Origin of the sequence: uncultured Maricaulis sp. (assembly GCF_947259345.1) — a bacterium.
Classification (GTDB): Bacteria; Pseudomonadota; Alphaproteobacteria; order Caulobacterales; family Maricaulaceae; genus Maricaulis.
Map to the genome: position 1 here is coordinate 1 of NZ_CAMYLS010000026.1, position 23,893 is coordinate 23,893.

Below are 23,893 nucleotides of genomic sequence, written 5' to 3' on the forward strand. Positions count from 1 at the left end.
CCAGCGAAGCGCCGGCCGAAGACGCGACGCCCGCCCGCCCGGCACCGCGCACGTCCGGCCTCGTCGCCACAGGCTATGTCGTGGCCCGACGCCAAGCGACCGTGTCGGCCGAGATCACCGGCCGCATCCAGGAATTGCTGGTCGAGGAAGGGGCCAGCGTCGAGGCCGGCCAGGTCCTGGCCCGGCTGGATGATACCCGCGCCCGCATCCAGCTCGAACTTCTGATGGCGCAGCGCGATGCCGCGGCCACACGCCCGCGGTCACTGCTGGCCCAGCTCAATGAGGCTCAGACCGTGTTGGAGCGCGCCAATACGCTCGCCGAGCGCGATATCGGATCGCAGGCAGCGGTCACCGCCGCCCGCGCCCAGGTCGACAGCCTCACGGCCCAGATCAATGCCGCGCGCGCCGATTATCAGGCCGTGGCCGCCCAGGTACGGGCCCAGGAGGACCTGATTGATCGTCATATCGTGCGCGCACCCTTTGCCGGCATTGTCATCGCCAAGAATGCCCAGGTCGGCGAAATCCTGTCGCCGGCGTCCGCTGGTGGTGGGTTCACCCGGACCGGCGTTGCCACCCTGGTCGACATGGAGTCACTGGAGATCGAGGTCGATGTGAATGAAGGCCAGATCGGTCGCGTTACCCCGGGCCAGCGTGTCGAAGCGCGGCTCGATGCCTATCCGGACTGGCGCATTCCGGCCCATGTCGAAGCCATCATCCCGACCGCCGACCGGGCCCGCGCCACGATCACGGTCCGCGTGGCCTTTGACGAGCGCGATGGCCGCATCCTGCCGGACATGGCCTCGCGCGTGGTTTTCGTTGAGTAGAAGTACTTTAATTTACAAAGCATGAAATTTGACGCATGCTGACCGACAGACCCTGACCGACCCGCGATCTGGCTCCGGGGCGGCCCTGACGAATGAGGAAGACCCGATGACGTCGCTCTACACGCTCACCGACCTGTCCAAGGGCTATACCCGGGGCAAGGAGTCGATCACGATTTTCGAAGAGCTGACCATGACCATCCCTGAGGGGGACTTCATGGCGATCATGGGGCCATCGGGATCGGGCAAGACGACCTTGCTGAACCTGCTCGGCGGTATCGACCGGCCAACATCAGGGTCGGTGGAGTGCCAGGGCGTGCGGGTCGACAAGCTGTCCGAAGGCAAGCTGGCCAAATGGCGCTCGCAGAATGTCGGCTTCATCTTCCAGTTCTACAATCTCATGCCGACGCTGACGGCGGCCCAGAATGTCGAGCTGCCGCTGTTGCTGACCGGCCTGTCCGGCAAGCAGCGCAAGGAACGCGTCGCGACCGCGCTCGACATTGTCGGCCTGGCCGACCGCAAGGGGCACCGGCCGCGCCAGCTCTCCGGCGGTCAGCAACAGCGCGTGGCAATTGCCCGCGCCATCGTGGCCGACCCGAAAGTCCTCTTGTGTGACGAGCCGACCGGCGACCTTGACCGCAAATCGGCCGATGAAATCCTGGAAACCCTGCAGCTGCTCAACAAGGATCTCGGCAAGACCATCGTCATGGTCACGCACGACCCTTCGGCGGCGAGATATGCCCGCCGCGAACTGCATCTCGACAAGGGCCGCTTCGTCGAACAGGTCCAGGAGCCGGCGCAATGAATGATCTCACGCTGATCCGGAAGAATCTCTTTCGCAAGAAGCTGAGGGCGATCCTGCTGACCCTGTCGATCCTGATCGCCTTTCTGATTTTCGGGGTCCTGGGCGCGTTCTATTCGGTCTGGTCCTCCGGCGGCGCGCTCGCTGCGGACAATCGCCTGATCACGGTCAACCGGATCAATTTCACGGTCTCCATGCCCTATGCCTACTGGAACCGGGTGGCCGCGCTTGATGGCGTCGAGACGGTCAGCCACGCCAGCTGGTTCGGCGGCTACTACCAGGACCCGACCCAATTCGTGCAGACCTTCGCGGTGGATCCGGAAACCTATCTGGAAGCCTATGCGGAACTGACCATGCCGGCGGACCAGCGCGAAGCCTTCCTGACCACGCGTGACTGCCTGCTCGTCGGGGCGGATCTGGCGGGCCAATATGGCTGGTCGGTCGGCGACACCATCCCGCTCCTGTCCAACATCTGGCAGAAGAATGACGGGTCATCGAGTTGGGAGTTCAACATCTGCGCGGTCTTCGACGCCGAGGACGACAAGGTCCCGGCCAATTACGCGATGTTCCACTACGATTATTACAATGAGCCGCTGGCCTTCAATCAGGACCAGCTGGGCTGGCTGATCATCAACACCACGGACCCGGCCCTGAATGACCAGGTCGCCCGTGCCGTCGACGAGATGTTCGCCAATTCGCCCGCGGAGACCGAGACGACCACTGAGGCGGCCTTCAATGAAGCCTTCGCAAACCAGTTCGGCAATATCGCCCTGATCCTGCTCTTCGTGGTCGGCTCCGCCTTCACCACCATCCTGATCATCGTCGGCTTCACCATGGTGACAGCGATCAATGAGCGGACCGGCGAGATCGCGGTCATGAAAACGCTGGGCTTTCCGGCCCCGCGCATCTTCCGGATGGTGCTCTCGGAATCCGTGATGCTGAGCCTGTTCGGTGGCCTGCTCGGCCTCGGCCTGGCCTGGCTGATGATCGCCGCAGTCGCCCCTGTCGCCGCGGCCTTCCTGCCCGGGCTGAGCCTGCCGCCCAGCGTGTTCTGGGTCGGCGTCGGGCTTTCCGTCCTGCTCGGCCTGCTGACCGGTCTGGTTCCCGCCATCAATGCTCAGCGCGTGAAGATTGTCACCGCGCTCGGCAAGCAATAGGAGGCGCGCCATGTTCAATCAGATCGGCGCCGTCACGATGATCAATCTGCGCTCCATTCCCCAGCGCGCCGGCCTCTCCCTGGCTACGATCATCTCCATCGCCCTGGTGACCGGGGTCTTGCTCGGCTTCCTCGCGATGTCGAACGGCTTTCGGGCGACACTGCAGGGCACGGGATCGGAAAGTGTGGCCGTCATGCTGCGTGCCGGCTCCCAGGCCGAGCTCAATTCCGGCCTGTCCTCCGACCAGGTCCGCCTGATCGAGGAAGCGCCCGGCATCGCCCGGGACGCGGAGGGCGCGCCGCTGGTCTCCGGCGAACTCTTCGTCATTGTCGACGGTATCAAGCGCTCCTCGCAGACCGAAGCCAACTTGCCGCTGCGTGGTGTCGGAACACAGGCCCTCGCCTTGCGCGACGGCTTTCAAATGGTCGAAGGGCGCATGTTCGAACCCGGCACCAATGAGCTGGTTGTCGGCGCCGGCGTGATCCGCGAATTCTCCAATTTCGATCTCGGCGAAACCATCCGGCTGGGTCCCAATGAATGGGTAATTGTCGGGATTTTCTCGACCGGCGGCTCGGTCTTCGACAGTGAAATCTGGGCCGATATCGCGGTCATCCAGAATCTCTACAACCGTGGCACGGGCGTGCAATCCATTCGCGCCCGCCTGACCTCGCCGGAGGCCATCACCGAACTTCAGGCTTATGAGGAGGGCGAGCCGCGGCTCAATCTCGATGTCCAGAGCGAGACTGATTTCTTCGCCGGCCAGGCTGGCGGGACGGCGGTCCTGATCGAGATAATCGGTTGGCCCCTTGCGATCGTCATGGCCATCGGTGCGCTCGCCGGTGCCTGGAACACCATGTATTCCTCAGTCGATACCCGCATGCGCGAGATTGCCACCCTGCGAGCCATCGGCTTTTCCGGCTTTGCTGCCGCCGTCGGGACGATGGTGGAATCCCTCGTCCTGGCCGCGATCGGCGGGCTGGTCGGCGCGGGGGCAACCTATCTCGTCTTCAACGGGGTCTCGGCATCAACGCTGGGCTCCGGCTTCACCCAGGTCGTCTTCTCCTTCGCCGTCACGGGCGGTTCGGTGCTGGCCGGCATGATCATGGCGGTCATCATCGGCTTCTTCGGCGGCCTGGTGCCAGCCATCCGCTCGGCCTATGTGCCGCTGCTGACGGTTCACCGCAGCGAATAGGCCAGCAGGGGACAGGTAGAATTAACGGCGATCTCGCCGTTAATTCTACCTGTCCCCATTTTGCTCACCCGTACCAGTCATCCTCGGCCGCGCGGAGTTTTTCTTCTTCCTTGTGTGGCGGCAGGATTTCCATCTTCACGTGGCGGCGGCGGTTTGTGGAGATGACGAAGAAGCGCTTGTCGGGATAGTCCAGCTTGCATTCGAGCATGGCCGAGGTGATCAGGTCGACATTCTTGAGATCATCATCCGACATGCCGAAGGAGTGCGGCAGTTTGCGGCCATACTCTTCCAGACCCTTTTCCACGCACTGACGGATGGCGCGGCGCTTGAGGCCGGCCGTGGTCAGGTGGGGGCCGAGCTCGTCGCGGATTTCCGGATTGGAGCAGGGATAGATGGCCAGATAATTGGGCTCTTCGGGCAGGTGGCCGGCCTCGACAATGAGCTGAAGCGCGGCCTTGATCGTCTCGCGGGAGTGCTGGCGCGCGGTGACAATGGCCACCGGACGGCGCTTGAGCACGGCATATTTGAAAATCTCCCAGGACGGGCCGCGCCAATTGGCACTGTCGAGCGCACGCTTGACGTCACGCAGGAGATATTCCTCACCATTGCGGTCCTGGCCATCGGCAAATTCGCGATAGGCGCGGGCCGGCGGATCGGCCCAGTCTTCCCACAGGCCGGGCACACCGAGATAGGCCTTGATGTCCTCATACTCGTGCTGGCGCATGGCCCGCTCTTCACCGGTCATGGTGTTGAGCAGATGGATGCGCGTCGGCAGGTGAAGGATGTTCTCGTCTATGTCGAAAAAGTAGAAGCTCTGACGGTCCACGGGGCGGTCCTTGCTTGGGTGTCAGCGGCCGCAGGAGGTCGCCATCTGTCCGCCCGCATAGCGATCCGGGCGGTGCACATCAATACGCGGCGTAGGATTTTTCCTCGACGATATTGGAGCCGAGGAGGAGATTGATCTCCTTTTTCAGCGCCGCACGCTTGTCATTGGTGACATAGACGGCGCGGGCCAGGCGGATGAAGTCCTCGCCGAAATCGCCATTGCGCTCGCAATCGCGGATATCGTCCTCGATCTCCCAGAGTTCCTCATTGACCGCCTGCAGGGCGGCATCCAGACGGGTCAGTTCGTCGCTGGCCGGGACGTCTTTCGCCAGGGTGTCGTTGAGAATGCCCAGCTCGGTGCGGACATTCTTCAGCTTGGCCTCGTCCGTAATGCGCTCGGACTTGATACGCAGGATGGTGATCTTGTCGATCAGTTCGCCCGGGGCAATGGCGGTGAGGATGGTGGTGGTGGTCATGACACAAACCTTCTCGCGAGGTGCGTAATTGGGAATCTGGCGCGATTGTCGTGAGTTGACGCGAAATAATCCAGCGCTTCATCATCGACGCTCCCACAGACCTATCCTTCCGCCTCAGCGTTCCGGCGGCGTCCAGTCGCTTTCATCCGGCTTGCGACGGGCCAGGCGCAGGGCCAGACCGAGGGCGACGCCGACCCCGATGGCCACAGTCAGGTCGACAAGGACGGTCAGGATCAGGGTAATGACCAGCAGGGCGCGATCACCGAGCGGCGCCCGCATATAGTCTGGCCAGCGATGGGGTTCACTCATATTCCACGCCGTGACCATCAACAAGGCCGCCAGGGCCGGCATGGCCAGATAGCCGGCGGCCGGCGTCGCGAACAGCATGATCACCAGCAGCACCAGCGCGTGCACCAGCCCGGCAACCGGCGTCTTGCCGCCGGCACGGATATTGGTCGCGGTGCGGGCAATGGCTCCGGTCGCAGGCAAACCGCCAAACAGGGCCGAGCCGATATTGGCGATACCCTGGGCCGTCAGCTCGGCATTGGGTCGGTGTCTTCCGTCAATCATCCGGTCGGCCACCATCGCCGAAAGCAGGGATTCAACACCGGCCAGAAAGGCGATGATGATCGCTGAAGGCAGAAGTTCGACGATGCGGTCGAAGGAGAAGTCCGGCAGCGACGGCAGGGGCAGGCTGGCGGGCAGATCGCCGAAGCGGGACTGGATGGTGTCGACCGGCAAATTCATCGCCACCACTAGCGCGGACGCCGTCGCCAACCCGACAATCAGGCCCGGGAAACGCGGCGCCAACCGGCGCAGCACGAGGATACAAACCAGCGCCACCACCGCCACGCCGAGTGCCGACAGGTTGAGCGTGTCGGCTGCGCCAGCCAGCATCGGCACGGTCTCCATGAAATCCGCCGGCAGATGGTCGAGGGTGAGACCAAAGAAATCCTTGATCTGGCTGGTAGCGATGATGATGGCGATGCCGATGGTGAAGCCATTGACCACCGCTTCGGGGACATGGGCGATCAGACGCCCGGCCCGGAAATAGCCGGCCACAATCAGGATCAACCCGGCCAGAAGCGTGGCCAGGACCAGACCGTCATAGCCATGCTCGGCAATAATTGAAAAGACCACCACGATGAAGGCCCCGGTCGGGCCACCAATCTGGACCCGACTGCCGCCGAATGCGGAGATCAGGAAACCGGCGACCACGGCCGTGACGAGTCCGCTCGACGGGTCGGCGCCCGAGGCGATCGCGATCGCCAGGCTCAAAGGCAGGGCGACCATGGCCACGGTCAGACCGGCGATCAGATCGGCGACGAACTGGCCGGCATCATAGCTGCGCAGGGTCGTAAGAATTTTGGGCAGGCGCATGGGTTTTGATAGCACCGGCCCGTGACGGCCACCACTGCGCTACAGCGCCGCAAGCGGTCAGTCGTGCGGCAGGGCTTCCATGAAGCGGACCGGCTTGCCGAGGCCGGAAGCCACCAGCTCGCCATCGCGCATGACCGAACGGCCACGGATGATGGTACCGACCGGCCAGCCGGTAACCGACATGCCGTCAAAGGGGGTCCAGCCGGATTTCGAGGCCGACCAGGCATCGGTGATGGTCTCGGTCCGCTTCATGTCGACCAGGGTGAAATCGGCATCCCAGCCGACCGCCATGCGGCCCTTGCCGGCAATGCCGAAAATGCGCTGGGCGCCAGCCGAAGTCAGGTCGACGAACCGCTCAAGGGTCAGGCGACCGGCATTCACATGATCGAGCATGATCGGGACCAGGGTTTGCACGCCGGGCATGCCGGACGGGCTCTGCGGATAGGGCTTGGCCTTTTCCTCGAGCGTGTGCGGCGCATGGTCGGAGCCGATGACATCGACAATGCCGCGCTGGATACCGCGCCAAAGGCCGGCCCGGTGATAAGCGTCCCGCATGGGCGGATTCATCTGGGCCCGCCCCTTGATGCGCTCATAGATTTCCGGGCCTTCAAGGGTGAGATGCTGGGGCGTGGCCTCGACCGAGGCGATATCGCGGTGGTCAGCGAGGAAGTCCATTTCCTCGGCGGTGGAGATATGCAGGACATGGATGCGCTTGCCGGTCTTGCGGGCCAGGCGGACCAGGCGCTTGGTCGACATGATGGCGGCTTCGGCATCACGCACATGCGGATGACTGGTCCAGTCGCCCTCGACGGCCAGGTCGCGGCGCTCGGCGAGGCGGTATTCGTCTTCCGAGTGGAAGGCGGCGCGGCGCTTGATGGCACGCAGGACGCGTTCCACACCCTCATCATCGGCCACCAGGAGCGAGCCGGTCGAGGCGCCCATGAAAACCTTCACGCCGCAACAGCCCAGCATGCGCTCCATTTCGGGCAATATGTCGGCATTTTCATTGGTCGCGCCGGCATAGAAGGCGTGATCGCAATGCATGCGGTTCTTCGCCCGGGCGAGCTTGTCGGTGAGCATGTCCGGCACGGTGGTGGTGGGATTGGTGTTCGGCATTTCGAACACGGCGGTGACCCCGCCCATGACGGCACAGAGCGAGCCTGATTGCAGGTCTTCCTTCCACTCCATGCCCGGCTCGCGGAAGTGAACCTGCGTGTCGATCACGCCGGGAAGAACCATGAGCCCGGAACAATCGACAACCTCGCCGGCGGCGGCCTGGGAGAGATCACCGATCGCCGCGGTTTTGCCGTCGATAACACCGATATCAGCATGGCCGCGGCCGTCATGATTGACGATCTCGCCGCCCTTGAGGATGACGTCATAGGTCGTGGTCATGGCTCAGCTCGTCCTCTCGTAAAGCGCCTTGGCAGCATCATACACGGTCTCGACCTTCAGGTCCGCCAGCAGGCTGGTCGAGGCCTTGCGCCGGTCATCATGGGCGCTGTCGATTTCCTCGAATGTCGCCGGTCCGCGCACCGCATCCGTGTGTTCGCCCCAGGGGGCATAGCAGCGATCATCGGACGGACCGAACAGGCCCAGTGTCGGCGTGCCCACCGCGGCCGCCATGTGCATCAACCCGCTATCATTGCCGACATAAAGGCGGCAGAGTTCCAGGCAGGCGGCGGTTTCCGGCAGGCCCAGTCCGAGCAAGTCGATGAATTCGATCTCCGGCAGGGCGTCGAAAATCGGTTGGGCATACATCTCATCACCTGGCCCGCCGAGCATGACGACATGGGCGCCGGGCATTTCCCCGTCCGGGGCGGTGAATTTGAGGATGAATTCGGCAAATTTCTCGGCCGGCCAGACCTTGAATATCCACGACGCAGACGGGCAGATCGCCAGAAAGGGGCCCTCGCCCGGCACGCGGGTCGCGGCCTCGGCGCGCACGGCGTCGGACAGGTGGAGTTTCGGATCCGGCGCCGGGGCAAGATCGAGCACGCTGGCGGCTTCCTCGACCTTGGGCACGGGCACAGCGCTCTGCTTGAGAATGCGGCGCTCCTTGGCGCGCAGGAACCAAGCGGTGCCCGAACAGCGCAAATCGACCACCAAATCCCAGCTGGTATCCACGGTCTCGCGCCAGAGATTCCACCAATGCAGACCCGCCTTCTTCTTGCGCATCACGATGATGCGGTCGAGGCGCGGGGTCTCGGTGAAGATCGAGGCGGCGAGCGGTCCACAGGCAATCGTGAAACGGGCCTCCGGCCGCGTCTCGACGAGGTGATCCAGGACCCCGGAATTGATGATCGCGTCACCGATCCGGGTCGATGTGATGAAGAGGACGCGTTCCATGGGCTCCGCAGATAGCGCGACCCGAAGGGCTTGGCCAGCGACGGACGCAATGCCATATCGGTGGCATGAACCAGCCCGCCCCCCTGCCCTTCGCCCTGCCCGACCGCCTCATCCTCTCGGTCGCCGGCCCGGACGCCCGCGACCTCCTGCAACGCGTCATCACCGCCGATGTGGTCAGCCTGGAGGACAAGCATTGCCGCCCCGGCGCCCTGCTCACCCCGCAAGGCAAGATCCTGGTGGATTTCCTGATCTTCGCCGACGGCGAAACCTTGTGGCTGGACGTCCCCGCGAGCGCGGCGGAGGGCCTCCTGAAGCGCCTGACCCTGTTCAAACTGCGGGCCAGGGCCGAAATCCTGCTCAACACGGATATGCGCGCCCTGTGGTCGACCACGCCCTTCCCCGGCAGTGCCGAGGATCCGCGCCTCGCGGGCCGCGTCCATCGCGGCATCGGCGAACAGGGCAGTGAAGAGCGCACGCTCGACGCTCTCGAGATCCAGGCCGGCGTGCCCGCCTTCGGTCGCGATTATGGCGAGGCCGATGTCTTCCCCACCGACGTCAATCTGGACGCCTTTGGCGGTGTCGGCTGGAAGAAGGGCTGTTTCATCGGCCAGGAAGTCGTCTCGCGCATGAAGCGCCGCGGCACGATCCGCAAACGCTCCCTGCCCGCCGTCTTCGCTGCCGCCGCGCCGGCACCGGGCACGGCGGTCATGGCCGGGACCAGCACGGTCGGCGCCATCACCTCCGCCCTCGACCATCACGCCGTCATCCTCGCCCGCCTCGACCGCCTGGTCGCCGCCGAGCGCTATTGCGAAGCCGATGGCCAGGAGGCCAATATTGTCGTGCCGGACGAGTTCTGGGCCGATCTGGAAGCGGCGCCGAAAGTCTGATCAGGAAAAGCAGGTCCTTCCCCTTGATGGGGAAGGTGGCCCGAAGGGCCGGATGGGGCGAAACGCGTCAGCGTTCCTGCACCGGCCGCCCATCACCCACTCCGTCTCGCCGCCTTGCGGCAATCCACCTCGCCCATCAAGGGCGAGGACCAGGGCCCGTTTTCACCCTCCTGCCAGAACGCTGTCAGCAGGGCGCGGAAAAGCGGCTTGGCAGCGCCTCCCGAACAGGCTCGACTGGCCTGATCGACAAGGGACCGCCCCATGAACCAGCGCTGCGCCTGGGTGAATTCGCCCGATCCGATCTATGCGGAGTATCACGACACCGAATGGGGCGTGCCGGAGTATGATCCCCGCGCCCTGTGGGAAAAGCTGATGCTGGACGGTTTCCAGGCCGGCCTCGCCTGGATCACCATCCTGCGCAAGCGCGAGACGATGCGCGCCGCCTTCCACGGCTTCGACCCGGACCGGATCGCCGCCTATACCGATGCCGACCGCGAACGCCTGTTGGCCGATCCCGGCATCATCCGCTCACGCACCAAGATCGAGGCCGCCATCGGCAATGCGAAGGCCTATATCGCCATGCGCGAGCGCGGCGAGGACTTCGCCGACTATCTCTGGGGTTTCGTCGACGGCACGCCGATCCAGAACAGCTATGCCACGCTGTCGGATGTCCCCACCAAGACGGCGCTGTCAGAGCAGATTTCCAAGGACCTGAAAAAGCGCGGCTTCAAATTTGTCGGACCGACGATTGTCTATGCCTTCATGGAAGCGGTGGGGATGGTGAATGACCACGAGGTGACCTGTCCGCGGCATGCCGCTGTGAAAGAGATGGTGCGGTAGGGGGGGGCCGCGTGTACCCACTGCTACCAAGTTTCCAGCACCGCCTCGGCCTCGCAGAAGAAAAGGCAGTCTGTCCGCGACGCGTCGCAGGACCAGCCGCCCACCTGGCTGTCATGACGCCAGACCATTGTGCCGGGTTGCCCTTCGCAGCCCCGACGGTTGATCGGGATGGTCGCAGTCGCGTTGCGGCCACTTGGCTGGCCATCCTGCAGGCTGTAGCGACAGACCGATCCAAACTGCCCGGCCTCCGCCGCCACCCATTCGAGCGCGGCCATCACCGGCGGCATGTCGGGATTTGACACGAAGGCGTTAGCGTCCACGCCGACAGCGCGGTCATGGGTCAGCATGGGCGCAACGATTGGCCGGTTTTGCGTCGTGGAAGGCGCCTGGCCACGCACGCTCGAGGCCGGACGGGTCGGGACCCGGACGGGTCGGGCCTGGCGCCGGAAATCTGATGAATCGACGCCAAGCGCATTCCCCCGCACCCGCGCCTCATACCGCCAAGCCGGCGCGTCAGGGAACTCCTTGTCCATCACCCAGACATCTTCCGGGGCGGGGCAGAAATAAGGTTGCTGCTGGGCCTCGACGGTAGCGATGGTCAAGGCCATCAGCCCCGCGATCAGGATTGTCCGAATCATCGTCTGTCCCCAGCCTTGCAAGATAGCGAATAATGCGCCGGAAACGACAAGGATGGAAGATTGGCGAGGCAAAGAATGGGGAAAGATTGCCTAGAGCCGCTTCCTGCCAATGCCCGCGCCCCAGCCCACACTCCGCCATGCATCACTTGCCAAGAGAAGGCCGTATCCAAGCCCCTCTTGCCCACACGCCCCTACCCGCTAAACTCCCTCACGCGCCGGCTGGGGAGCCCGCATCGGAGCCTTGTCATGCGCCTCATCCTGATTTGTCTGTCTGCTGTCGTCCTTTCCAGCTGTGCCTGGCTGGAGAAGGGACGCGATCCCAATCTGCCTTCTGCCGGAGAGCTCGGAGCTGGCGAATGCCGGCCCGCCGGTCCGCACGATCCCGCCGCGCCCGGTGAATGGATTTGCGATGATGGCGATGGCGGCGAGGAAATGCGTCCGCGCCACCGCGTCGAAAACCCGGATGATTATCGCCGCGATCCGTTCTAGGGCGCGTTCACGCCGGCCCTGCCCTTGTCATCCCTGATGGATGCCCGGCGCAGGCCGGGCGCAAGTCAGGGACCTAGCTTTTCGACCACCACATGGGTCCCCGCTCTGCGTCCCGCTTTCGCGGGACGTCCGGCGGGGATGACAAGGTGGTGGCCGTGATCACCTTCCGAGCCCCCTCCCCCAAACCGGGGATACCCGCTGCACCGCGCTCATGGCTTTCTTCTCGTCGCTTCAAACGGACAGGGAGAGCGTTCCATGAAGAGACTTGCCATCATTGCAGGCCTGGCCTGCCTCATCCTCGGGGCCCAGGCTTCGGCCCAGACTTTCGGCTCGGTCAATCTGCGGTCCGGTTTCACCCCGGATCCCTATCGCACCACGATCACATCGGGCGGCAATGTCGCTGCGCGCAACCTCTTCACCAATTGCACGGGCTGGGTCGCGGATGCGGTGGATTTCGCGGTCTATTATTCGGCCGGCAATTTCAACCTGACCTTCTCGGCCACCTCGCAGGCCGATACGACCCTCATCGTGCGCGCGCCGAACGGGAATTTCTATTGCGATGATGACAGCGGTCCGGGCCTGAATCCGACCCTGACGATCGGCAATCCCGGCTCCGGCGCCTATTCGGTCTGGATCGGCTCCTATCGCCAGGGCGAATACGCCCAGGCCACGCTCTCGGTCTCCGAGATCGGCCAGCGCTGAAGGCTCAGTCGCCGGCGGTCAGGACCTTGGCGTGATGACGCAGATGGTCCTCGATGAAGCTGGCGATGAACCAGTATGAATGGTCATAGCCGGGATGGCGGCGGACGGTCACGGACTGCCCCGCCTCCCGGCAGGCCGCCTCGAACAGCTCGGGGCGCAATTGCTCCTCGAGGAATTGATCGGCCTCGCCCTGGTCGATCAGGATCATCTGGTCGGTCGGCTGACGCTTGACCAGCTCGCAGGCATCATGCTCACCCCAGGCCGGGCATTCATCACCGAGATAGGCCTTCAGAGCTTTTTGCCCCCAGGGCACTTTCGACGGCGCCACGATCGGCGCGAAGGCGGAGACCGAGGCATAGCGGCCGGGATGACGGAAATTGAGCGTCAGCGCGCCATGCCCACCCATGGAATGGCCCATAATGCCCTGACGTTCGGGATCGGCGGGAAATTGCGATCCGACCAGGGTTGGCAGCTCATGGGCGATATAGGTCTCCATTGAAAAATGCGGCGCCCAGGGAGGTTCGGTCGCATCGAGATAAAAGCCCGCGCCCTGGCCCAGATCATAGCCCTCATCATCACCGACATTCTCGCCGCGCGGTGAAGTGTCCGGTGCCACCACCATCAGGCCAAGCTCGCTGGCGACCCGCTGGAGGCCGGATTTCTCCATCACATTCGACCAGTTGCAGGTCAGTCCGGAGAGGAACCAGACCACCGGGACCGGACCGTCCTTGGCCTGGGGCGGGGTGTAGACGGCAAAGCGCATCGACCCGCGGCAGGCCTCGCTGTCATGATCATGGACGGACAGCGTGCCGCCAAAGGAGGTCCAGCTGGAAACGGGGGTCAGGGTCATGATGGGCGGCGTCCTCTGCGAGTGTCCCCTCCACACATATGGCAGTGCGCCGGGGGAGCAAATCCCTGTTCCTGCGTCCGACACGGGGCGGGAAATGGGCGGGACTCGGCCCGCGGCAATCCACGTTGCGGTCGATCACGGGATCGCCTTGGATGGCAGGGTGCCAGATAGGGCGCAGCAATCGGGGGATATCATGAAGACAGCCACCACACTCATCTCGGCCCTGGCCCTGGCGGCCGGCCTCGCCGCCTGCTCCCAGCCAGCGGACACGCCGCGGCCATCCGGCGAGACGGAGATGGCCACCACATCGATCCCGCCCACGCCGCCGGGCTCACCTGTTTTCGAGCGTACGGGCGCGGCGCCCGCGCTCGATTTCGCCGGCGTCCAGACCACGCTCGGCGGTGAGCCCACGCGCGTCCTCGTGCTGGGCACGACGCATCTCAACAATCTGCCCGAAGCGGCTTTCAGTCCGGACCATCTGGCGCTCGTCCTGGACCGGCTGGAAGGCTTCAGCCCGGACATCATCGCCATCGAGGCGGTCGGCGGGCAGACTTGCGACACGCTGCGCCGTTATCCCGACTTCTATCCCGGCGTTGCCGATAATTACTGCTACGACCCGGCGCCGGCGCTCGACGCGCTCGGCATGAACCAGCCGGCCGCCGCCAGCGCGGCCTTTGCCGCCCTCACCGCCCTTCCGGACACCCCCACCCCGGCCGAACGCCGCGAACTGGCCGCGCTCTTCTATGGCGCGGGCGAGCCCTGGTCGGCGGCCCTGCAATGGTCAAAACTCGACCCGTCCGAACGCCGCGCCGAGAACGGTGTCAGTGACGACCTGGTCACGCGCCTCGATCGCATGCAGACCTCGCGCAATGAGAACAACCTGATCGCCCTCACCCTCGCCAATGAACTCGGCCTCGAGCATCTGGCGACCATGGATGATCACTCCGCCGATATCGTCCAGACCCGCGCCCCGGACACGCTCGGCCCGGTCATCCAGTCGGTCTGGGGCACCGAGCATCCGCTGGCCGGCGAGATGGACGCGGCCCGCACACGCTATATCGGCTCGGCTGAAGCCGTCCTCGACGGCTATCGCTTCCTCAATAGTGAAGCCTATATGCGCTATGTGATCGAGAATGATTTCGGCCTCGCCACCGCGACGCCGGATGAAGACGCCGTCGCCCGCCAATATGTCGCCTGGTGGCAGGTCCGCGGCCTGCGCATGGCGGCCAATGTCGTCGAAGCCGCCGGCAACCAGCCCGGCGCCCGCGTCCTGGTCATCGTCGGTGCCTCTCACAAAGCCTATTTCGACGCCTATCTCGACCAGATGCACGATATCGAACTGGTCGATGTCCAGGCGGTGCTGGCAGATGCGGAAACCGAGGGCGAGGCGCCGTAGGGGGCGGCGCTGCCACGGCGCAGCGCCAGCCAACACCATCCGTTGTCATCCCTGATGGACGCCCCGCGAAGGCGGGGCGAAAATCAGGGACCTAGCTGATTGCGGACACATAGGTCCCCGCCTTGCGTCCGGCCTTCGCCGGACATTCAGCGGGGATGACAAGGGTGTGGTGCCGTCCACCGCTTGGCCTTCTGGACCATTGCGCCCCGCGCGCAAGGAACCATACATCGCTTGTCAGCCAGCAGGCCGTCTCCGGTTTATGGTGGGGGGTCGGCCGGGCCGCTTTCCTGCGAAATAACCACCTTGTCATCCCTGATGGACGCCCCGCGCAGGCGGGGCGAAAGTCAGGGACCTAACTGATTGCGGACACATAGGTCCCGGATCTGCGTCCCGCATTCGCGGGACATCCGTCCGGGATGACAAGGGTGTGGGTGAGCACCCCTAATACTCCACCACAGCCCGGATGCTCTCGCCGGCATGCATCAGGTCAAACCCCTTGTTGATGTCATCCAGCTTGAGCTTGTGGGTGATCAGGCTGTCGATATCGATGCGGCCTTCCATGTACATGTCGACAATCTTGGGGACGTCGGTGCGGCCCCTGGCGCCGCCGAAGGCGGAGCCGCGCCAGACGCGGCCGGTGACCAGCTGGAAGGGGCGGGTCTGGATCTCAGCGCCGGCGGGGGCCACGCCGATGATGACGCTCTCGCCCCAGCCCTTGTGGCAGCATTCCAGCGCCGCGCGCATGACCTCGACATTGCCGATGCATTCGAAGGAATAGTCCGCCCCGCCGCCGGTCAGCTCGACGAGATGGCCGACCAGATCCTTGTGGTCCTTCGGATTGACGAAATCGGTCATGCCGAACTGGCGACCCATCGCTTCCTTGGCGGGATTGGTGTCGACACCGACAATCTGGCGGGCGCCGATCAGTTTGAGGCCCTGGATCACATTGAGCCCGATCCCGCCCAGGCCAAAGACAACGGCGGTGGAATTGGGCTCGACCTTGGCCGTGAACATGACCGCGCCAATGCCGGTGGTCACGCCGCAACCGATATAGCAGATCTTGTCGAAGGGCGCGTCCTGACGGACCTTGGCGAGGGAAACCTCCGGCAGGACGGTGAAGTTCGAGAAGGTCGAACAGCCCATATAGTGCAGGATTTTCTCGCCCTTGTAGGAAAAGCGCGACGTCCCGTCCGGCATCACGCCCTGGCCCTGGGTGGCGCGCACTTTCTGGCACAGATTGGTCTTGGGATTGAGGCAGTATTCGCACTCCCGGCACTCAGCCGTGTAGAGCGGGATGACATGGTCGCCGACCTTGAGATCCTTCACGCCCGGCCCGACCTCGCGGACAATGCCCGCGCCCTCATGACCGAGAATGGCCGGGAAGGCGCCTTCCGGGTCCGCGCCGGAGCGGGTGAATTCATCGGTGTGGCAGATACCGGTCGCCTTGATCTCGACCAGGACCTCGCCCGCCTTCGGGCCTTCCAGATCCACTTCGACAATTTCCAGCGGTTTTCCGGCCTCGAAGGCTACGGCGGCACGTGTCTTCATGGATCGCTCTCCCTGCGGTCATCGAGACCTTCAAATCAATCTGGCTACAGAACTGGCATTGCTGGCCGACGAGGTCAAAGCCTTGCAGGCCAGGCATGCGCAGCTGCACAGGTGACGGGGGGCGAGGCAGCCACTAAGTTGCGCGCCCTGTCTGCCCGTTGCGGAGTGAAGTGAATGAGCGCGGTGATCCGGTCGACCGGTCTTTGGACCCCTGAAGAGTCGATCTCCAACGACGAACTCGTGGCCTGCTACAACGCCTATGTCGAGTACTTCAATGCCGAGAATGCCGACGCCATCGAGCGCGGCGCTGTCGAGGCGAAAAACCCCTCCTCCTCCGGCTTCATCGAGAAAGCCTCGGGCATCAAGTCGCGCTATTCCATCGACAAGGAAGGCGTGCTGGACATCACCCGCATGCGTCCGCGCGTCGAGCCGCGCGCCAATGAAGACCTGTCGCTGATGGCCGAGGCCGGACTGGCTGCTGCCAAGGCAGCCCTGGCCCATGCCGGCCGTGATGCCGCCGATGTCGATGCGGTGATCTGCTCGGCCACCTCCATGCAGCGCACCTATCCGTGCATGGCGATCGAAATCCAAAACGCGCTCGGCATTGAGGGCTTCGGCTATGACATGACCGTCGCCTGTTCCTCGGGAACCTTCGGCATCATCAATGCGGTCAACATGATCGAGACCGGCATGGCCAAATCGGTTCTGGTCGTGACGCCGGAAATCACCACGCCGCAACTCAATTTCCGCGATCGCGACAGCCATTTCATCTTCGGCGATGTCGCCGTGGCCATACTGATCGAGCACGAGGACGTCGCTGGCGGCGAGGGCTGGAAGATCATCGGTCGCAATCTGATGACCAAATTCTCCAACAATATCCGCTCCAATTTCGGCTTCCTGAATGCTTCGGAAGAGCCTGAGCCGGAGTTCGAGGATCGCTATTTCGTCCAGGAGGGCCGCAAGGTCTTCAAGGAAGTCTGCCCGATGGTCGCCGAGATGATCCTCACCGACATGGACAGTTTCGGCCTCACGCCGGCCGACATGAAACGCCTCTGGCTGCACCAGGCCAATATCAACATGAATATGATGGTGGCGAAGAAAGTCTTCGGCCGCGAGTTCACCGAAGAGGAGGCGCCGGTCATCCTCGACGAGTTCGCGAATACCGCCGGGGCCGGCTCGCTAGTTGCCTTCCACCGTCACCATGACGGGTTCGAAGCCGGCGAGAAGGGTCTGATCTGCTCCTTCGGGGCAGGTTATTCAGCCGGCACGGTCTTCGTCGAGAAGCTCTAGCCAGCCTGGCGGCCAGTGTAGGCGACAGCCAATCTGAACACGGCAAAGCTGACGCCCGTCACTGAACTGGCGACCAGAAGGATCACCATGTCCGGCTGGTAGAGCTTGAACGTCATCAGCGGCGCGCCGAAGAGTTTGGGCATCAGGTCCAGGAAGACCCAGGCCATCACCCCGGTCGCGAGAACGGGGAAGTAGAGGCTGAAAGCGCCCGACGCCCCCGACTTCGCCCGCAAACCATCCCGGCGCAGCCAGGCCGTGACACTGCCAGCGAGGAAGAACAGCAGCAGGACCAAAGGCATGAGATAAAGGCTCTGCGTGCCCAGGTGGCCACCGCCAGCGCGCGGCTCCTCGCCCAGCGACAGGGCGCTCATCCCGGCAAGAATATCACCGGTCACGCCAAAGCCCATGCCGCTATTGGCATTCACCAGAACCACACCGCCGCGCTGCTGCGACGGCGAGAGGACGGCGATGGCTTCGGCCCCGGGCACCAGCCCGGTATGGAAAGCGACGTCTGAATTCACATCCAGCGACCAGCCCAGACCGTAATGCGGCGAAAGCGCACTGGCAGGCTGGAGCATCATGGCCTTGTGCTCCGCGGTGATCAGATCGTCCTCGCCATTCATCATCATCGCCAGATAGCGCGCCACATCGGCGGCGCTGCCCATGATCCCCCCGGCGGGTGCCATGGGATCGCCCGTCGGCTGGTCGGCCGCGACAAGCGCACGCCGTCCACCGAACCAGGGCGTATGACCGCTTGCCACGACCGCATTCGCTCCGCGATCACTGCCGCCGACAAAACTGTCATCCATGCCCAGCGGGTCGAGAATCCGGGTCTCGACATAGTTGGCATACTCCAGACCGCTGAACGTCTCGATCAGCGCCCCGAGAATGAGATAATTGGCGTTGGAATACTGCCAGCTTGTGCCCGCCTCGCGAGCCGGCGCGGTCCGGGCCAGCTGGCGGACGCGGGCGGCGAGCGTGTCGGCCTCATCGTCCGGACCCGGCCCGGTCGCATTTCCCTGCAGGGTGGAATAGCCGCTGGTGTGGCTGAGCAATTGGCGGATCGTGATCACCGCCCCCGGCTGCCCCTCGAAAACATCCAGATAATCGGCAAGGCCCCCGTCCAGCTCGAGCCGGCCCGCTTCAACCTGCTGCATGATGGCGAGCGCCGTGAAGCTCTTCGAGAGCGAACCGAGCGGGAAGGCCGTGTCGTCCGTCACCGGCTGTCCGCTGCCGGCAATCCGCTCGCCGCGAACGCCGGAGCGGACCTGACCATTTTCAAGAAGGGCCCAGGCCAGACCCGGCGCGGACGCGGCCGGCATGGCGTCATCGAGGTAGCGCTCGACCTCCGCAGGTTGCGGCACCTCTTGCGAGACGGCGGGTGCCGGCAGTGCGAGTATCAGAATGAGTGCCAGATAGCGCCACATACGGTGCCCCAAGGATTAGACCTGCCAAGGCGCGGCCATGGCCCGGTCTCAGACGTATCAGGTGTCGGCAGCCCTCACCAGTTCCAACATCCAGCTTCAATCCGCGCCGCGCACCAAGCCCATCTTGACTCCCATTTATATAAGTGCATATACACTTAATAACGGAGTTCACCATGCCAAACCCTCTCGCGCCACCCGCCTGCACTTGTGCTCTGATGCGCCGTGTCACACGTGCTGTGACACGCGATTACGAAGCGGTCCTCAAGATGTCGGGCATCACTGCCGGGCAATTCACTTTGCTTTCAGTCCTTGCGGGATCTGAAGGGCTACCCGTCGCGGAGCTGGCCAAGCGTCTTGATCTGGATCGCACGACACTCTCCCGCAATCTGGCGCCCCTCCAGCGCGACAAGCTGGTTGCAGAAGAGGCGATCAAGGATAACCGCGTCCGCAAGATCGTCATCACCCAAAAGGGGCACCAGGTGCAAGCGGAAGCCGAGGAAGGATGGCGCACAGCACAATCAAGATATGTTGATGGGTTGGGCGTCGATAAATGGTCGCAACTGACACGCCTGCTCGAAGACGCTCGAGAGATTGCAGGCTAAAAATTTTGGAGATAAATGTGCATATACACCTACCAAGCCCTCCCGCGGCCCAGCCCCTGCCCCCTCTGGAACTCAAACCGGTCATTGTGCGAGCCGCTATCGTCGCAGCATTGCTAGGCCCTATTTTGAATCTCGCCAATCAGTGGAGCGCGATCCGGGTCGGCGAAATTGACCTTCTCCCCGCGGCACTTTTCTTCTCGACCCCCTTCCTCACAGTCTTCGTGTCACAATTGTCCGCCTATCGAGCCGCCGCTCGTAAACACGCGAACAAGTCTGCCAGGCTTGGTGTCATTGCCCTGATCCTGCGTGCGGCGACGATCGGGGCGGTCATGGCGATGCTCAATATCAGCCTGCTCGCCAGCGTCGCAGCGATCGCCGGTGAGCCGCCCGCCTTGCCGGTCGGCCTTGCGCTGCAATCCCTGCTTCTCCCGACCTTCTTCAGCGCCGTGTCGCAATACCTCACTCACCGCCGCCTCCGTGCCCGGTGGGCATCACCCGGTCGATGATTTCCCAGGAGCCCCCATGTTCAATCACACAAGCCCTAAAGCGATGGCGCTGCTATCCTTCATTCTGAGCCTCGGCTCGCCCAACACCCCGGCAGCCGGCCAGACAACGCTGCGACCAGCGACCGAGTTTTCCGCCACACTCGACCGGTTCGCCGATCGACCTTTCCATTCCGACATCGCGTTCTTCGAGACCATATTCTCCCATCGCGCGATCGAGGATGATCGTCTGCCATTCCTGCTGGCAAACGCCTACATCCTGACATCCCAACATCAGGTCGGCATGGCTTTCTTTGAGCACGTTCTGCAATCCAGGCGCGCCACCTTGTCCGACCGGGCCCTTTCCACCCACCTCGCCGCTTACGCGCTGATCCGCGCGGACTATGCCGTAGAGGTCAACCTGTTCAGCCGACTTGGCTGGGTGAGCCAGACCTTCGAATTGCTGGAAGAGGCTGACGACCTGGCCGACGGACAAAACCCGCTTGTTCACTGGGCCGCCGGCGTCATCTACGCCCAGGTTCCCGGATTCTTCGGGAAGCGTGACGAAGCAACCCACCATCTCACCTGGCTAGCGGAGAGGCCTGAAACCGAGCCCCTGCCCGGGTTCTACCGTGAAGCCTACCGCCATCTTGGCCAACTGGCGGACCGGCGAGGCGACCGGGCCGAGGCCAGTCGTTTCCACGCCCTCTCCGGCTATGGCGCAGACGCACCCGATACACTCTATTCCGGCTGGTTCGCCACGAGTGCTGAGCTTGGCCTGCGCATGTCGCCAACGCCTTGGGTCGAAACGATCGCGCCCGACGAGATATATGCCGTACGCGGTCACGGGTTTTCCGATATCCATTTTGTAATCTCGACCGACCGAAGCCAGCTCATCGCGATTGATGCCGGAACCCAGCCGTTCAGTTTTGAGTCGGCCCTCGCGCATCTCGAACAGACCGTGCCAGACCTGCCGCCGCTTCGGGCCGTCCTGGTAACACACGCTCACTGGGATCATATCGGTGGTTACACGTGGGTTCGGGCCAACCGGCCGGAAGTAGAATTCTACGGTCGCGAGAACTATGCCGGGACGCTCCAGCGCGCCCAACGCACCCATCCGTATGAACAGCTCCGCAGCGAACACTATGAACATGCCTGGATCTCGGACTACTCGCCTGACCATCCTGTTTCCGACATCACTGAAATCGAGCTCGGCGGCTCGCGATTCCGCCTTGTCCCGGTGACCGGCGGAGAAACGGAAGACGCGCTCCTGGTACGGCATGAAGACAGTGGCACTGTATTTGGTGGCGACACGCTTATGCCGTTTTATGGCGAACCGACCGTCGACGAAGGCTTTGTACGCGAAGCGATCTCGATGATGGACGCCACACTGGCCCTCAATCCCAGCCGGCTCCTGCATGGGCATTACGGGATCACGGTCTTGTATGGCGATCGAAATACGCTCGCCGCCTACCGCGATGCCCATGCTTGGCTGGTAGAATCGGCTGGCCCGCTATTCGAGACCGGGCATGCTGCGGAAGAGATCATCCGGATGAACCTCACACCGCCGAGCCTTCTGGACCACCCGGACGCATTCCTGGGCTACTTGGCCGCACGCGACCACATCATTCGACGCCTGGGAGACGACTACACCGGGATTTGGCGCGAGGATTCCTCGGGTCTGGAACCGCGCGGTCTTGATACGATCACCCGCACGGATCGCGGCAGGGCACTTGAGCTCTATTTTGGATTATCTGCCAGCCAGACCGCTCGGGCCATCGAAGCCATGCTGGAAAACGGCGATCTTGAGCTGGCTCTGGAAACAGCAGTAGCGGCTGAAGACCGCTTCCCCAACAATCCCCGCCTTGCCGCATTAAGACAGACTGCGGCCGACCGCCTTCGCGGTCTGGTTCAATTCTTCGACCCGTTCCGCTTTACGATCTACACCCAACTGGCCGAACGGGAGCATCCCCCCATGCCTGAAGATTCCCGATCAGGCCCGTGATCACGGCCGCGACAGATTTTGTCACCACGCCCCGCCATCCTCATCTCTAACAAGAGGGAGGGCCACTATGCGGCGCGCAACATTATTCGAATTTGCATCGCGAATTCTAGATTTCATCGTCTGGGGCAGTTTCGTGGTCATTTTGGCCGCCTCCTAGCCAGAAAAATAGGCGAATACGCCCCATACAAATTTGAAACTTCATTCAAAAAAGAGCCCGGCCCGCCACCCCCACAACGCGGGGATGACGGGCCGGGCCCAGTATACGTCACAAGCCGGGGAGGACAGGCCAGGACGAAATGTCGTGTCGGCGGCTAGCCGACGGATTCGCCGTGCAGCGTCGTATCGAGGCCGGAGATCTCCCCCTCCTCGTCGACGCGCAAGCTCATGACCCTTGATTGCACGAAGAGTATGACAGTTGTGACCACGCCGCAGTAAATCGCGGCCACCAGAGCACCCCAGGTCTGCGTCCAGACCTGCAGGAGATTGCCTTCGATCGCGCCGCTGGCCCCGCCAATGGCTTCACTGGCGAAGACACCGGTCAGGATCGCCCCGACCAGTCCGCCCACACCATGCAGGCCGAATGCATCGAGCGTGTCGTCTATCTTGAGAACTTTCTTCAGCGCCGTGACACCCCAATAGGCCCCGAAGGCACCGCCAGCGCCGATGATGAAGGCGGACCAGGCCGGCACGAAGCCGGCCGCGGGCGTGATCGCGACCAGGCCGGCAATGGCGCCGGACGCCGCCCCGAGGACACTCGCCTTGCCGCGCAGGATCCATTCCAGGCCGATCCAGGCGAGCACCGCGCTGGCGGCGGCCAGCTGTGTGGTCACGAAGGCATGGGCCGCGGCGCCGTCAGCGGCCAGAGCAGAGCCGCCATTGAAGCCGAACCAACCGACCCAGAGCAAGCCGGCCCCGGTCACGGTCAGGACCAGATTATCCGGCGCCATGTTGGAGCCCGGATAGCCCTTGCGCGGACCAAGGAATTTGGCGAGCACCAGGCCGGCCACACCGGCATTGATGTGCACGACGGCGCCACCGGCAAAGTCGAGCACGCCCGCCTCGCCGAGGAAGCCGCCACCCCACACCCAGTGGCAGATGGGCGCATAGACCAGGATGAGCCAGGCCGCACCGAACACCATGAAGGCCGAGAATTTGATCCGCTCGACCGCCGCACCGGCGATAATCGCCACGGTGATGATGGCAAAGGTGAGCTGGAACATCAGGAAGAGATTTTCCGGCAGGTCACCGGACATTGTATCGGGCATGATGCCGGACAGGCCGAGGCGCCCGAGGCCGCCGACAAAGGCATTGACCGCACCGCCATCCGAGAAGGCGAGGGAATAGGCAATCAGCGCCCACAAGACCGTCACCACCGCCGCGGCACCCAGGCTTTGCATCAGGGTCGACAGCACATTCTTTCGCCGGACCATGCCCCCATAGAAAAGCGCCAGCCCCGGCAGTGTCATCAGCAGGACGAGGGCGGTCGAAGTCAGGATCCAGGCGTTGTTACCACTATCCATGGGGCTCTCCGTGAACGGGCCTTGGTGTTTTGCGATCGCTGACGAGCTAGGCCGCGGAATCACGGCGAGTCGACGGTCTCGCGAGAATTTTTCGAGATTGACCGCAGCGCGCCTCGAATTTGTGCACGCCTGCCCGTTTTAGAGGCGTCAGCGCATCATCCTTGCAATGACAGGGCGGATTGATCGGTAGCGCTCATGGTTTACGGTGGATCGAT

General features: G+C 63.5%; 23 protein-coding genes. 13 read left to right on the top strand and 10 right to left on the bottom strand.

Annotated features, from left to right (window positions below):
* The 4 genes from Q0X62_RS11395 to Q0X62_RS11410 all read left to right on the top strand — a co-directional run.
* Positions 1-824 (top strand): efflux RND transporter periplasmic adaptor subunit (locus Q0X62_RS11395; RefSeq protein WP_297735670.1); only part of this gene is annotated, 824 nt, incomplete at its 5' end.
* Positions 825-930: 106 nt separating this feature from the next.
* The gene (locus Q0X62_RS11400) at positions 931-1,626 is read left to right on the top strand and encodes an ABC transporter ATP-binding protein (protein WP_297735673.1); all 696 of its coding nucleotides are present in this window, start codon (positions 931-933) and stop codon (positions 1,624-1,626) included.
* A complete protein-coding gene (locus Q0X62_RS11405) occupies positions 1,623-2,780 on the top strand; it encodes an FtsX-like permease family protein (protein ID WP_297735676.1) in 1,158 nt (385 codons plus the stop codon). Before Q0X62_RS11400 ends, Q0X62_RS11405 begins: the two co-directional genes overlap by 4 nt.
* A 10-nt stretch (positions 2,781-2,790) precedes the next feature.
* Positions 2,791-3,972 carry an FtsX-like permease family protein gene (locus Q0X62_RS11410; RefSeq protein WP_297735679.1) on the top strand — a complete coding sequence of 394 codons (1,182 nt, stop codon included), beginning with the start codon at positions 2,791-2,793 and terminating at the stop codon, positions 3,970-3,972.
* 64 nt (positions 3,973-4,036) lie between these two features.
* Here the strand turns inward: Q0X62_RS11410 and Q0X62_RS11415 are convergent, their stop codons facing one another.
* The 5 genes from Q0X62_RS11415 to Q0X62_RS11435 form a co-directional block, all read right to left on the bottom strand.
* Positions 4,037-4,798 (bottom strand): hypothetical protein, encoded by a 762-nt coding sequence (locus Q0X62_RS11415; RefSeq protein WP_297735682.1) that lies wholly within the window; start codon positions 4,796-4,798, stop codon positions 4,037-4,039.
* Positions 4,799-4,877: 79 nt separating this feature from the next.
* Entirely contained in the window at positions 4,878-5,273 is a 396-nt protein-coding gene (locus Q0X62_RS11420) for a DUF6165 family protein (RefSeq protein WP_297735685.1), read from the bottom strand.
* A gap of 114 nt (positions 5,274-5,387) precedes the next feature.
* The gene (locus Q0X62_RS11425) at positions 5,388-6,653 is read right to left on the bottom strand and encodes a SulP family inorganic anion transporter (RefSeq protein WP_297735688.1); all 1,266 of its coding nucleotides are present in this window, start codon (positions 6,651-6,653) and stop codon (positions 5,388-5,390) included.
* Between the two features lie 57 nt (positions 6,654-6,710).
* Positions 6,711-8,048: a dihydroorotase gene (locus Q0X62_RS11430; RefSeq protein WP_297735691.1), complete on the bottom strand. Its 1,338-nt coding sequence runs from the start codon at positions 8,046-8,048 to the stop codon at positions 6,711-6,713.
* Positions 8,049-8,051: 3 nt separating this feature from the next.
* Complete coding sequence (locus Q0X62_RS11435; RefSeq protein ID WP_297735694.1) at positions 8,052-9,002, bottom strand: glycosyltransferase family 9 protein; 951 nt, start codon at positions 9,000-9,002, stop codon at positions 8,052-8,054.
* 65 nt (positions 9,003-9,067) lie between these two features.
* On the opposite strand from Q0X62_RS11435, the gene Q0X62_RS11440 reads away from it, so the two are divergent.
* Positions 9,068-9,889, top strand: coding sequence for a hypothetical protein (locus Q0X62_RS11440; protein WP_297735697.1), 822 nt, complete (start codon positions 9,068-9,070; stop codon positions 9,887-9,889).
* A 261-nt stretch (positions 9,890-10,150) separates the two neighbouring features.
* On the top strand, positions 10,151-10,729 hold the full coding sequence (locus tag Q0X62_RS11445) for a DNA-3-methyladenine glycosylase I (protein WP_297735700.1): 579 nt from the start codon (positions 10,151-10,153) through the stop codon (positions 10,727-10,729).
* A gap of 23 nt (positions 10,730-10,752) precedes the next feature.
* Here Q0X62_RS11445 and Q0X62_RS11450 read toward each other — a convergent pair whose 3' ends face one another.
* On the bottom strand, positions 10,753-11,367 hold the full coding sequence (locus tag Q0X62_RS11450; protein ID WP_297735703.1) for a hypothetical protein: 615 nt from the start codon (positions 11,365-11,367) through the stop codon (positions 10,753-10,755).
* 246 nt (positions 11,368-11,613) lie between these two features.
* On the opposite strand from Q0X62_RS11450, the gene Q0X62_RS11455 reads away from it, so the two are divergent.
* Together Q0X62_RS11455 and Q0X62_RS11460 are read left to right on the top strand one after the other, a co-directional pair.
* Positions 11,614-11,856, top strand: a complete 243-nt coding sequence (locus Q0X62_RS11455; RefSeq protein ID WP_297735706.1) for a hypothetical protein — start codon at positions 11,614-11,616, stop codon at positions 11,854-11,856.
* Between the two features lie 255 nt (positions 11,857-12,111).
* A complete protein-coding gene (locus Q0X62_RS11460) occupies positions 12,112-12,558 on the top strand; it encodes a peptidase S1 (RefSeq protein ID WP_297735708.1) in 447 nt (148 codons plus the stop codon).
* A gap of 4 nt (positions 12,559-12,562) precedes the next feature.
* Here Q0X62_RS11460 and fghA read toward each other — a convergent pair whose 3' ends face one another.
* Positions 12,563-13,408, bottom strand: coding sequence for an S-formylglutathione hydrolase (gene fghA / locus Q0X62_RS11465; RefSeq protein ID WP_297735711.1), 846 nt, complete (start codon positions 13,406-13,408; stop codon positions 12,563-12,565).
* Positions 13,409-13,601: 193 nt separating this feature from the next.
* Between fghA and Q0X62_RS11470 the strand changes: the two genes are divergently transcribed.
* Entirely contained in the window at positions 13,602-14,804 is a 1,203-nt protein-coding gene (locus Q0X62_RS11470) for a DUF5694 domain-containing protein (RefSeq protein WP_297735714.1), read from the top strand.
* Between the two features lie 441 nt (positions 14,805-15,245).
* On the opposite strand, the gene Q0X62_RS11475 is transcribed toward Q0X62_RS11470, so the two are convergent.
* Entirely contained in the window at positions 15,246-16,352 is a 1,107-nt protein-coding gene (locus Q0X62_RS11475; protein ID WP_297735717.1) for an S-(hydroxymethyl)glutathione dehydrogenase/class III alcohol dehydrogenase, read from the bottom strand.
* A 174-nt stretch (positions 16,353-16,526) separates the two neighbouring features.
* On the opposite strand from Q0X62_RS11475, the gene Q0X62_RS11480 reads away from it, so the two are divergent.
* Complete coding sequence (locus Q0X62_RS11480; protein WP_297735719.1) at positions 16,527-17,642, top strand: beta-ketoacyl-ACP synthase III; 1,116 nt, start codon at positions 16,527-16,529, stop codon at positions 17,640-17,642.
* Here the strand turns inward: Q0X62_RS11480 and Q0X62_RS11485 are convergent.
* Complete coding sequence (locus tag Q0X62_RS11485; RefSeq protein WP_297735722.1) at positions 17,639-19,069, bottom strand: serine hydrolase; 1,431 nt, start codon at positions 19,067-19,069, stop codon at positions 17,639-17,641. The two genes, Q0X62_RS11480 and Q0X62_RS11485, sit on opposite strands and share 4 nt — an antisense overlap.
* A 173-nt stretch (positions 19,070-19,242) precedes the next feature.
* Between Q0X62_RS11485 and Q0X62_RS11490 the strand changes: the two genes are divergently transcribed.
* The 3 genes from Q0X62_RS11490 (at position 19,243) to Q0X62_RS11500 (ending at position 22,158) form a co-directional block, all read left to right on the top strand.
* Complete coding sequence (locus Q0X62_RS11490; RefSeq protein ID WP_297735725.1) at positions 19,243-19,671, top strand: MarR family winged helix-turn-helix transcriptional regulator; 429 nt, start codon at positions 19,243-19,245, stop codon at positions 19,669-19,671.
* Between the two features lie 125 nt (positions 19,672-19,796).
* Complete coding sequence (locus Q0X62_RS11495) at positions 19,797-20,177, top strand: hypothetical protein (protein ID WP_297735728.1); 381 nt, start codon at positions 19,797-19,799, stop codon at positions 20,175-20,177.
* A gap of 16 nt (positions 20,178-20,193) precedes the next feature.
* Complete coding sequence (locus Q0X62_RS11500; protein WP_297735731.1) at positions 20,194-22,158, top strand: MBL fold metallo-hydrolase; 1,965 nt, start codon at positions 20,194-20,196, stop codon at positions 22,156-22,158.
* Positions 22,159-22,469: 311 nt separating this feature from the next.
* On the opposite strand, the gene Q0X62_RS11505 is transcribed toward Q0X62_RS11500, so the two are convergent.
* Positions 22,470-23,678 carry an ammonium transporter gene (locus Q0X62_RS11505; protein ID WP_297735734.1) on the bottom strand — a complete coding sequence of 403 codons (1,209 nt, stop codon included), beginning with the start codon at positions 23,676-23,678 and terminating at the stop codon, positions 22,470-22,472.
* Positions 23,679-23,893 lie beyond the last annotated feature (215 nt).

Coding starts and splice junctions, on each gene's coding strand:
- Q0X62_RS11435 (WP_297735694.1), bottom strand. CDS start 9,002: ATGGAACGCGTCCTCTTCATCACATCGACCCGGATCGGTGACGCGATC.
- Q0X62_RS11445 (WP_297735700.1), top strand. CDS start 10,151: ATGAACCAGCGCTGCGCCTGGGTGAATTCGCCCGATCCGATCTATGCG.
- Q0X62_RS11410 (WP_297735679.1), top strand. CDS start 2,791: ATGTTCAATCAGATCGGCGCCGTCACGATGATCAATCTGCGCTCCATT.
- Q0X62_RS11430 (WP_297735691.1), bottom strand. CDS start 8,048: ATGACCACGACCTATGACGTCATCCTCAAGGGCGGCGAGATCGTCAAT.
- Q0X62_RS11470 (WP_297735714.1), top strand. CDS start 13,602: ATGAAGACAGCCACCACACTCATCTCGGCCCTGGCCCTGGCGGCCGGC.
- fghA (WP_297735711.1), bottom strand. CDS start 13,408: ATGACCCTGACCCCCGTTTCCAGCTGGACCTCCTTTGGCGGCACGCTG.
- Q0X62_RS11480 (WP_297735719.1), top strand. CDS start 16,527: ATGAGCGCGGTGATCCGGTCGACCGGTCTTTGGACCCCTGAAGAGTCG.
- Q0X62_RS11490 (WP_297735725.1), top strand. CDS start 19,243: ATGCCAAACCCTCTCGCGCCACCCGCCTGCACTTGTGCTCTGATGCGC.
- Q0X62_RS11400 (WP_297735673.1), top strand. CDS start 931: ATGACGTCGCTCTACACGCTCACCGACCTGTCCAAGGGCTATACCCGG.
- Q0X62_RS11450 (WP_297735703.1), bottom strand. CDS start 11,367: ATGATTCGGACAATCCTGATCGCGGGGCTGATGGCCTTGACCATCGCT.
- Q0X62_RS11405 (WP_297735676.1), top strand. CDS start 1,623: ATGAATGATCTCACGCTGATCCGGAAGAATCTCTTTCGCAAGAAGCTG.
- Q0X62_RS11455 (WP_297735706.1), top strand. CDS start 11,614: ATGCGCCTCATCCTGATTTGTCTGTCTGCTGTCGTCCTTTCCAGCTGT.
- Q0X62_RS11475 (WP_297735717.1), bottom strand. CDS start 16,352: ATGAAGACACGTGCCGCCGTAGCCTTCGAGGCCGGAAAACCGCTGGAA.
- Q0X62_RS11500 (WP_297735731.1), top strand. CDS start 20,194: ATGTTCAATCACACAAGCCCTAAAGCGATGGCGCTGCTATCCTTCATT.
- Q0X62_RS11505 (WP_297735734.1), bottom strand. CDS start 23,678: ATGGATAGTGGTAACAACGCCTGGATCCTGACTTCGACCGCCCTCGTC.
- Q0X62_RS11485 (WP_297735722.1), bottom strand. CDS start 19,069: ATGTGGCGCTATCTGGCACTCATTCTGATACTCGCACTGCCGGCACCC.
- Q0X62_RS11420 (WP_297735685.1), bottom strand. CDS start 5,273: ATGACCACCACCACCATCCTCACCGCCATTGCCCCGGGCGAACTGATC.
- Q0X62_RS11425 (WP_297735688.1), bottom strand. CDS start 6,653: ATGCGCCTGCCCAAAATTCTTACGACCCTGCGCAGCTATGATGCCGGC.
- Q0X62_RS11460 (WP_297735708.1), top strand. CDS start 12,112: ATGAAGAGACTTGCCATCATTGCAGGCCTGGCCTGCCTCATCCTCGGG.
- Q0X62_RS11440 (WP_297735697.1), top strand. CDS start 9,068: ATGAACCAGCCCGCCCCCCTGCCCTTCGCCCTGCCCGACCGCCTCATC.